7 protein-coding genes and 1 tRNA gene are annotated in these 7,887 nt (G+C 70.2%); 4 read left to right on the top strand and 4 right to left on the bottom strand.

Annotated elements, in window-relative coordinates; translation table 11 throughout:
- On the top strand, positions 1–373 hold a 373-nt coding region (locus VOI19_RS09490), incomplete at its 5' end, for a hypothetical protein (RefSeq protein ID WP_323792724.1).
- Positions 374–796: 423 nt separating this feature from the next.
- On the opposite strand, the gene VOI19_RS09495 is transcribed toward VOI19_RS09490, so the two are convergent.
- The 3 genes from VOI19_RS09495 to VOI19_RS09505 form a co-directional block, all read right to left on the bottom strand.
- Complete coding sequence (locus VOI19_RS09495) at positions 797–1,000, bottom strand: cold-shock protein (protein ID WP_056863399.1); 204 nt, start codon at positions 998–1,000, stop codon at positions 797–799.
- A gap of 260 nt (positions 1,001–1,260) precedes the next feature.
- Positions 1,261–1,983: a class I SAM-dependent methyltransferase gene (locus VOI19_RS09500; RefSeq protein ID WP_323792725.1), complete on the bottom strand. Its 723-nt coding sequence runs from the start codon at positions 1,981–1,983 to the stop codon at positions 1,261–1,263.
- Between the two features lie 106 nt (positions 1,984–2,089).
- Positions 2,090–2,620 carry a hypothetical protein gene (locus tag VOI19_RS09505; protein WP_323792726.1) on the bottom strand — a complete coding sequence of 177 codons (531 nt, stop codon included), beginning with the start codon at positions 2,618–2,620 and terminating at the stop codon, positions 2,090–2,092.
- Positions 2,621–3,048: 428 nt separating this feature from the next.
- On the opposite strand from VOI19_RS09505, the gene VOI19_RS09510 reads away from it, so the two are divergent.
- A tRNA-Lys gene (locus VOI19_RS09510) sits at positions 3,049–3,124 on the top strand.
- Between the two features lie 26 nt (positions 3,125–3,150).
- Here the strand turns inward: VOI19_RS09510 and VOI19_RS09515 are convergent.
- A complete protein-coding gene (locus VOI19_RS09515; protein ID WP_323792727.1) occupies positions 3,151–4,323 on the bottom strand; it encodes an ROK family protein in 1,173 nt (390 codons plus the stop codon).
- 115 nt (positions 4,324–4,438) lie between these two features.
- On the opposite strand from VOI19_RS09515, the gene zwf reads away from it, so the two are divergent.
- Positions 4,439–6,022: a glucose-6-phosphate dehydrogenase gene (zwf, locus tag VOI19_RS09520; RefSeq protein ID WP_323792728.1), complete on the top strand. Its 1,584-nt coding sequence runs from the start codon at positions 4,439–4,441 to the stop codon at positions 6,020–6,022.
- 28 nt (positions 6,023–6,050) lie between these two features.
- The coding region (edd, locus tag VOI19_RS09525) for a phosphogluconate dehydratase (RefSeq protein WP_416366367.1) at positions 6,051–7,887 on the top strand (1,837 nt) is incomplete at its 3' end.

Here is a 7,887-nt window from a genome sequence, read left to right on the forward strand (position 1 = left end):
CGGCGACCAGGACAGCAACGCCCTCGCGCTGGCTCGCGCCGACGACACCGACGTCGCGACCGGCCGGTCGTTGATCGAGGCCGCCGGCGACGTCAACCCACTCACCGGCTTCTCGATGGGTGCGTACGCCGACGGCAACGTCCGGGTGGCGATGTCGTTGTCGAGCCCGGAGCAGGCTCGGGTCAACGCCGAGACGCGCGCGATCCTGGCGACCGGGCCGGCGCCCGGGCAGGGGGGCGACTTCAGCGAGCGGTTCGCGCTCGAGGGAGCCTCGGCCAAGGGCGACGTCGTCATCCTCGACCTGATCCCGGTCGACGGGGCCTACGTGCTCTCGGACCTCAGCTCGGGTCCGGTGCTGTTCGCGACCTGCTGACCCGGACGGTCAGGCGCTCGGCAGGACGCCGAGGATGCGATCGATCTCGTCGCCGGTCAACATCTCGTCGGCCTCGCTGGCCGCGATGATGAGGTTGGTGGTCAATTCCACCTCGCCGAGCAGGTCCATGTCTTCCAAGGTGACGTCGAACTGATCATGCATGGCGTCCCCTTACTCCCGAGTACGGCGACCGTTGTCTCCGTGATCCCCAGCCTACGGGTAAGGGCACAATGGAGAGATGGTCATTTCGGATCATTCGTGACTGCCCGGACGGGCCATCACGCACTGGTCCTACCCACGCTCCTCGGCGCTCAATCCTGTGACGAGGGCCGCATCAGGGCGCGTCCAGGCCCGGAAATGCAAGAAAGGCCCCCACCTCGCGGTGGGGACCTTCCTCAAAGACCGGTCAGATGACCAGCTGGGTCAGACAGGACGAACGTTCTCCGCCTGCGGGCCCTTGGGACCCTGCGTGACGTCGAACTCGACCTTCTGGTTCTCGTCCAGGGACTTGTAGCCCTGAGTCTGGATCGCCGAGTAGTGCACGAAGACGTCGTCGCCGCCGTCCTCCTGCGCAATGAAGCCGAAACCCTTCTCGGCGTTGAACCACTTCACGGTGCCTTGAGCCATTTTGCTCGGTACTCCTCATTCGGGTGGGAGCCGTCACTTCGACGACCCACAGCAGATGCGGTGACACTGCGCTCCGACCCGTGATTGAGCAATTGAGCTACCACAAAGAAGAAACGCCGTTGGATCACAAACTCCGCGGGCGTCAGACCAGCTGGAACTTGCATCTGTTGCAATCACGACCCTACCAAGCACGCGGCCCCGTGGCACGCCTCGGACCCCACCAATTGCGGTGGATGATGTGAACAATGCGTGACGATCGATCAGCAGCCCAGGCCGGCCCGGGCGACGGCCTCGAGCTCGAAGGAGCCCGCGGGCGAGCCGACCTCCACGAACAGCGCTTCGCGCAGCGCCTCCTGCCGCTCAGGCGATTGGCGGACGGCGTACGCGCCCGCGGGACCGATGCCCTCGAGGAAGCCCGACCAGAGCTCGTCGTACGACGTGTAGGTCGCGGTGACCGTGAAGGTCGTCTCGGAGACGTCGACGAAGCCGGCCGCGGCGAAGAGGTCGGGCAGCTCGCCCGGCCCACCGAGCTTGAGCGTCGCCTCGGCCGGGGCAGCGGGGTCGAGGCTGATCGCGGCGTCCCAGAAGTGGCGCAGCATCGCCATGCCCTCGACGAGGTCCCACGAGCAGGCGGCTGCTGTGCCACCCGGTCGCAGCACGCGGCGGAACTCAGCCGCCGCCCTGGCGGGGTCACTCACGAAGTGCAGCACCAGCTGAGCCAGGACGACGTCGCAGGAGCCGTCGGAGACGGGGAGGTCCTCGGCGGCTGCAGTCCTGACGTCGAGACCCGGAAAGCGCGCCCGGCAGTCGGCGACGAAGGACTCCGACGGGTCGCAGGCCACCACGGCCCCGAGACCGAGTCGTGCAATGAGCACCTCGGTGAGCGCACCGGGGCCGCAGCCGACGTCGAGCACCTCCTGGCCGGCCACCACGCCCGACCAGTCGGCGAACAAGGGCGCCAGCTGTCGTGAGTAGCGGCCCATGAATGCGTCGTACGCATCCCCTGACTTCTCGAAGCTCGCTGCTCCTGCCACCGGTTTCACCACGGTCCGCCTCACCCGAGGGCGCCGTGTCCTCGACTACTGCACGCTATTCCTGTGTCGCCTCGGGCGAAAGACCTGTGGGCGGCTCCGGGTCCTGCGGGATGTAGGCGCTGACCTCGAAGTTCATCGTTGCGGGGGATGCCGCGCCCCCGTTCGTCCCTGTGACTGTCGGGACCACCGAGATGTTGCCGTTGAGGAAGCCGTTCTGGAAGAAGCCGTTGAAGCTGAACTCGAGCAGCGAGGACACCGGAGCACCCTCACCGTTCCCGATCTGCGGGTCGCTCTTGGCGAACTGCACGTCCATGGTGATCGTGGCGGTCGTCTCCGCCTCCCGGCTCCGGACCCAGCCGCCCGACCGGACCGGCGGCTGGGTGCTGTTGAGCCCGCCCACCGTGGCGGTGATCTGCACTTCGACGCTCAAGGCGGTCGTCGGGCCGCCGGAGTTGATGAAGGTGACTGGGACGATGACGTTGTTGCCCTCGCGAGCAATCAGCGGACCGATGGTGGTGACGATCGCTGCCGGCGTCGTCGAGTCGGACACGGCGAAGGCCGGGGCCGCCGAGGACACGACGATCACCGGGCCGCCCAGGCAGCGTGAGCCGCGGTGCCGACGACTCGTCGCCTGCTCAGTCCGCCGGTCGTCGTGGTCGTTTTCTGTTCGGTCTGGTCGTGCGACATGCACTGGCCTCCACTTCGCCGGCGCCGGGCACGCCGTGTTGGTGCAACGCGAGGGCGCCGAGCGGGGTTACGACCTGAGGCGGACTCGGTGACGGCTGGCTAGACCGGCGAGCACGTCGCGATCCATCAAAGGTGCGCCGAGCCCTGCCATTGGTCACGAACGACACGAATCCGGTTCAGTTTTCTGCGGTTCGTGACCACTCGACGCCGACGAACCGGTGGCGTGGCCGCTGGTCGCGCAGGGCCGGGCGTGCCTCGCCGCTCGCCTTCCAGTGCGCCTCGATACGATCGACCCCGTAGGCGACCGCCAGGGTCACTTCCTACGCCGGGCCCCTAGCTCAATTGGCAGAGCTGAGGACTTTTAATCCTTAGGTTGTGGGTTCGAGTCCCACGGGGCCCACCAGCGACTGCGCGTCAGTCCCGGACTGCTCAGCGGCGCAGCCGCGCGTCGACGGCGCTCGGCCGCAGCACCTGGTCGAGCGCCATCGCGGCGCACCCCACGACGCCCGCCCGGTCGCCGTACGTCGCCGGCACCATCTGCAGGTCGCGCGTCGCCAGCGCCGAGGCGCGGGCGTAGACGCTCTCGCGCACGCCGGCGGCGTACACGTCGAAGACCAGCGCCATGTCGCCACCGATGACGACGGACTGCGGGTTGAGCAGGTTGATGGCGACCGCGAGCACGTCGCCGAGCTTGCGGCCGCTCTCACGCAGGAGCTGCTTGGCCTCGGCGTCCCCGGCGAGCGCCAGCCCCACCAGGTCGCGCACGTGCCCGACCGGACGACCGGCCTCGGCCATCCGGGCGACCAGCGCCCAGCCGCCGGCGACGGTCTCGAGGCAGCCGACGTCGCCACACCGGCACGGGAGCCCGGCGGCCTCGTCGACCTTGGTGTGCCCGATCTCGCCGGCCGCACCTCGATAGCCGGAGACGACCCGACCCTCGGAGATGATGCCGAGCCCGAGCCCGGTCGAGGCCTTCACGACCAGCAGGTCGGTGTGGTCCTGGGCGTGACCCATCCGCTCGGAGCGGGCCAGCACGTCGGCGTCGTTGCCGACGAAGATCGGTACGCCGACGAAGTCCGACACCTCGGCGAGGTACGGCGTCAGGGCGACGTCGTCCCAGCCACCCATGACCGGCGAGTCGATGCTCACGCCACGGGCGGGGTCGACGGTGCCGGGCAGGCTGATCCCCATACCGAAGACCGGTCCGCCCCGGTGCGGACCCTCGAGCGCTCCGCACAGCTCGGCCAGACGGGCGACCGCGCGCGGCATCACCTCGTCGGGCCCGGTGCCGCTCTCGTGGTCGAGGGAGTCGGTCGCGAGCTCACGCCCGCCGAGGTCGAAGACCGCCACCTGCGAGCGGGAGCGTCCGACGGCTGCTGCCAGGACGACGCCGGCTGCGGTGTTGAGCACGACGCCCGCCGCCGGACGCCCGCCGGTCGAGGCGAGCTCGTCGCCGAGCAGGACCAGGCCGGCATCGGCGAGGGCCGAGACCCGGGAGGTCACGGCGGTGCGGGAGAGCCCGGTGAGGCGGCGCAGGTCGGAGCGGGAGCCGGCCCGACCGGTGCGGACCAGGTCGAGGAGGTCGCCGGCGGAGGAGGTCACGGGGGGACTCTAGGCCGGACTTCGACCGATCCGACACCCCCTACGCCCTACTTTTGTCTCAAAAGATCGTAAGTAGTGCTTGTCGAGAGCCGTCTTCGGGCTTAGCGTGAACGTCGTGACCCCGCCCAGTACCGAGTTCGACGCCCCTCACTCCGGTGATGCGTCCAGCCTTCCCCCTTGTGACTTCACGATCTTCGGCGGCACCGGCGACCTGGCCCTCCGCAAGATCCTCCCCGCCCTCTACCAGCGCGAGCGGGAGCAGAACCTCGCCGACGCGACCCGCATCATCGGCGCCTCGCGCACCGACTTCGACGAGGGCGGCTACCGCGACCTCGTGAGCCGCTCGCTGACCGAGCACGTCCCGACCGCCGACCTCGACCCCGCCGTCGTCGAACGGCTCCTCGACCGGGTGCACCACGTGACCCTCGACGCCCAGGACCCCACCAACTGGGACCTCCTGCACGGCCTCCTCAAGACCGACCCGCCCGCCGCCACCGATGCTTCTGACACAGCCGACACAGCCGACGCCGTCGGCGCCCCCGTTCGCGTCTTCTACCTCGCTGTCGCCCCGGCGCTCTTCGGCCCTATCTGCTCGCGCCTCGAGGAGATCGGCGTCGCCGACGACTCCTCGCGGGTCGTGATGGAGAAGCCGATCGGCACCGACCTCGCCTCGGCCCAGCGCATTAACGAGGCCGTCGGAGAGGTCTTCGCCGAGACGCAGATCTTCCGCATCGACCACTACCTCGGCAAGGAGAGCGTGCAGAACCTCCTCGTCACGCGCTTCGCCAACACCTTCCTCGAGCCGCTGTGGAACTCCCGCTGGGTCGACCACGTGCAGATCACGGTCGCCGAGACCCTCGGCGTCGGTGAGCGCGGCGGCTACTACGACACCTCCGGCGCCCTGCGCGACATGGTGCAGAACCACCTCCTCCAGCTGCTCTGCCTCGTGGCGATGGAGCCTCCGACGTACGTCGGTCGCGAGACCGTGCGCGACGAGAAGCTCAAGGTCCTCCAGGCCCTCAAGCCGATGACGCCCGCCGACGTCGACCGCGACACCGTGCGGGGTCGCTACGGCTCCGGACTCGTCGACGGCGTGCCCGTGGCGTCGTACGCCGACGACCTCGGCAGCGCCCCGGGAGCCGGCAGCGACACCGAGACGTTCGTCGCCATCCGCGCCGAGGTGCAGAACTGGCGCTGGGCCGGCGTGCCCTTCTACCTGCGCACCGGCAAGCGGCTCGACCAGCGCGTCTCGGAGATCGTCGTGGTCTTCAAGGAGCCGCCGCACGCGATGTTCCCGCACAGCGAGGGCGTCACCGGACCCAACCGCCTCCACATCCAGGTGCAGCCCGACGAGGGGATGCGCCTGCACATGACCGCCAAGGAGCCGGGTCCCGGCGGGATCCGGCTGCGGCCGGTCTCGCTCGACCTCAGCTATGCGACGACGTTCACCGAACGCTCGCCGGACGCCTACGAGCGGCTGATCATGGATGTCATCCGCGGCAACCCCACGCTCTTCATGCGTCGCGACGAGGTCGAGGCGGCCTGGACGTGGGTCGAGCCGATCCTGCAGCGGTGGTCGGAGTCCACCGGGCCTCAGGGTCGACCGAAGCGCTACCCGGCCGGCACCAGCGGGCCGACCGCCGCCGCCACGCTCATCGAGCGCGACGGCCGTCACTGGCAGGAGCCCGACCATGACTGAGACCATCCGCCCCGGGGCCGACCCCGCGATCCATCCCGTCGTCGCCGAGGTGACCGCCCGGATCTACGAGCGCAGCGCCACCTCCCGCGCTGCCTACCTGCGCCGGGTCGAGGCCGGCGACGACCGCGGCCCTGCTCGCGGCAAGCTCGGCTGCGCCAACCTCGCGCACGGCTTCGCCGCCGCCGAGGGCGCGGACAAGAAGGTCCTGCGCGGCACCACCAAGCCCAACCTCGCGATCGTCACCAGCTACAACGACATGCTCTCGGCCCACCAGCCGTACGGCGCGTACCCGCCGGTGCTCAAGAAGGCCGCGATCCGCGCCGGTGGCATCGCCCAGGTCGCCGGCGGCGTGCCCGCCATGTGCGACGGCGTCACCCAGGGCCGCGCCGGCATGGAGCTCTCGCTCTACAGCCGCGACGTCATAGCGATGTCGGCCGCGATCGCCCTGAGCCACGACATGTTCGACGGCGCCCTGATGCTCGGCGTGTGCGACAAGATCGTGCCCGGTCTGCTCATCGGCGCGCTCTCCTTCGGCCACCTGCCGACGGTCTTCGTGCCGGCCGGACCGATGGAGTCGGGTCTGCCCAACAAGGAGAAGGCCCGCGTGCGTCAGCTGCACGCCGAGGGCAAGGTCGGGCGCGACGAGCTGCTCGAGGCCGAGTCGGCGTCGTACCACTCGCGTGGCACGTGCACCTTCTACGGCACCGCCAACTCCAACCAGCTGCTGATGGAGATGCTCGGGCTGCACCTGCCCGGGTCGTCGTTCGTCAACCCCGGCACCGCGCTGCGCGACGCCCTCACCGACGCGGCGGCCGCCCGTGCCGTCGCGATCACCCACGCCGGCGGGTCGCCCACGCCGATCGGCCACATCGTCGACGAGAAGGCGATCGTCAACGCCTGTGTCGGTCTGCTCGCCAGCGGCGGCTCGACCAACCACACGATGCACCTCGTCGCCATCGCCCGCGCCGCCGGCGTCATCCTCACCTGGCAGGACCTCTCGGACCTGTCCGCGGTGGTGCCGCTGCTGTGCCGGATCTACCCGAACGGCTCCGCCGACGTCAACCACTTCCACGCCGCCGGCGGCATCGGCTTCCTGGTGCGCACCATGCTCGACGCCGGGCTCCTGCACGAGGACGTCCTGACGATCATGGGTCCGGGCCTGCGGCACTACACGACCGAGCCGGTCCTGCGGGACGGCGTGGTGACGTGGCAGGACGGCACGCCTGAGTCGCTCGACCTCGACGTGCTTCGTCCGGTCGCCGACCCGTTCGCTCCCGACGGCGGCACCCGCGTGCTCACCGGCCCGCTCGGCACGGCGGTCATCAAGACGTCCGCCGTCGCCCTGGAGCACCGGGTGGTGCGCGCGCCGGCCATGGTGTTCGACGACCAGGCCGACTTCCTCACCGCCTTCGGCGAAGGTCGTCTCGACGGTCGCGACCTGGTCGCGGTGATCCGCTACCAGGGCCCCTCGGCCAACGGGATGCCCGAGCTGCACAAGCTCACCCCCGCGCTCGGCGTCCTCCAGGACCGCGGCCAGCACGTCGCGATCGTCACCGACGGCCGCATGTCGGGGGCGTCCGGCAAGGTGCCGGCCGCCATCCACGTCACCCCGGAGGCCGCCCTCGGCGGCCCGCTCGCCCGGGTGCGCGACGGGGACATGGTCGTCGTGGACGCCGTCCGCGGAGTGCTCGACCTCGAGGGGGTCGACGACCTCGACACCCGGCCGTCCACCGGCCGCCCGCCGACCGACGAGGAGTGGGCCGACACCGGACGCTCGCTGTTCTCGGCCTTCCGCGCCAGCGTCGGTCCCGCCGACGAGGGCGCCAGCATCTTCTCGGGCTCGACGAGCCCGGCCCACCAGCAGC

Source organism: Nocardioides sp., from assembly GCF_034670285.1.
In the GTDB taxonomy this organism is placed as follows: Bacteria; Actinomycetota; Actinomycetes; order Propionibacteriales; family Nocardioidaceae; genus Nocardioides.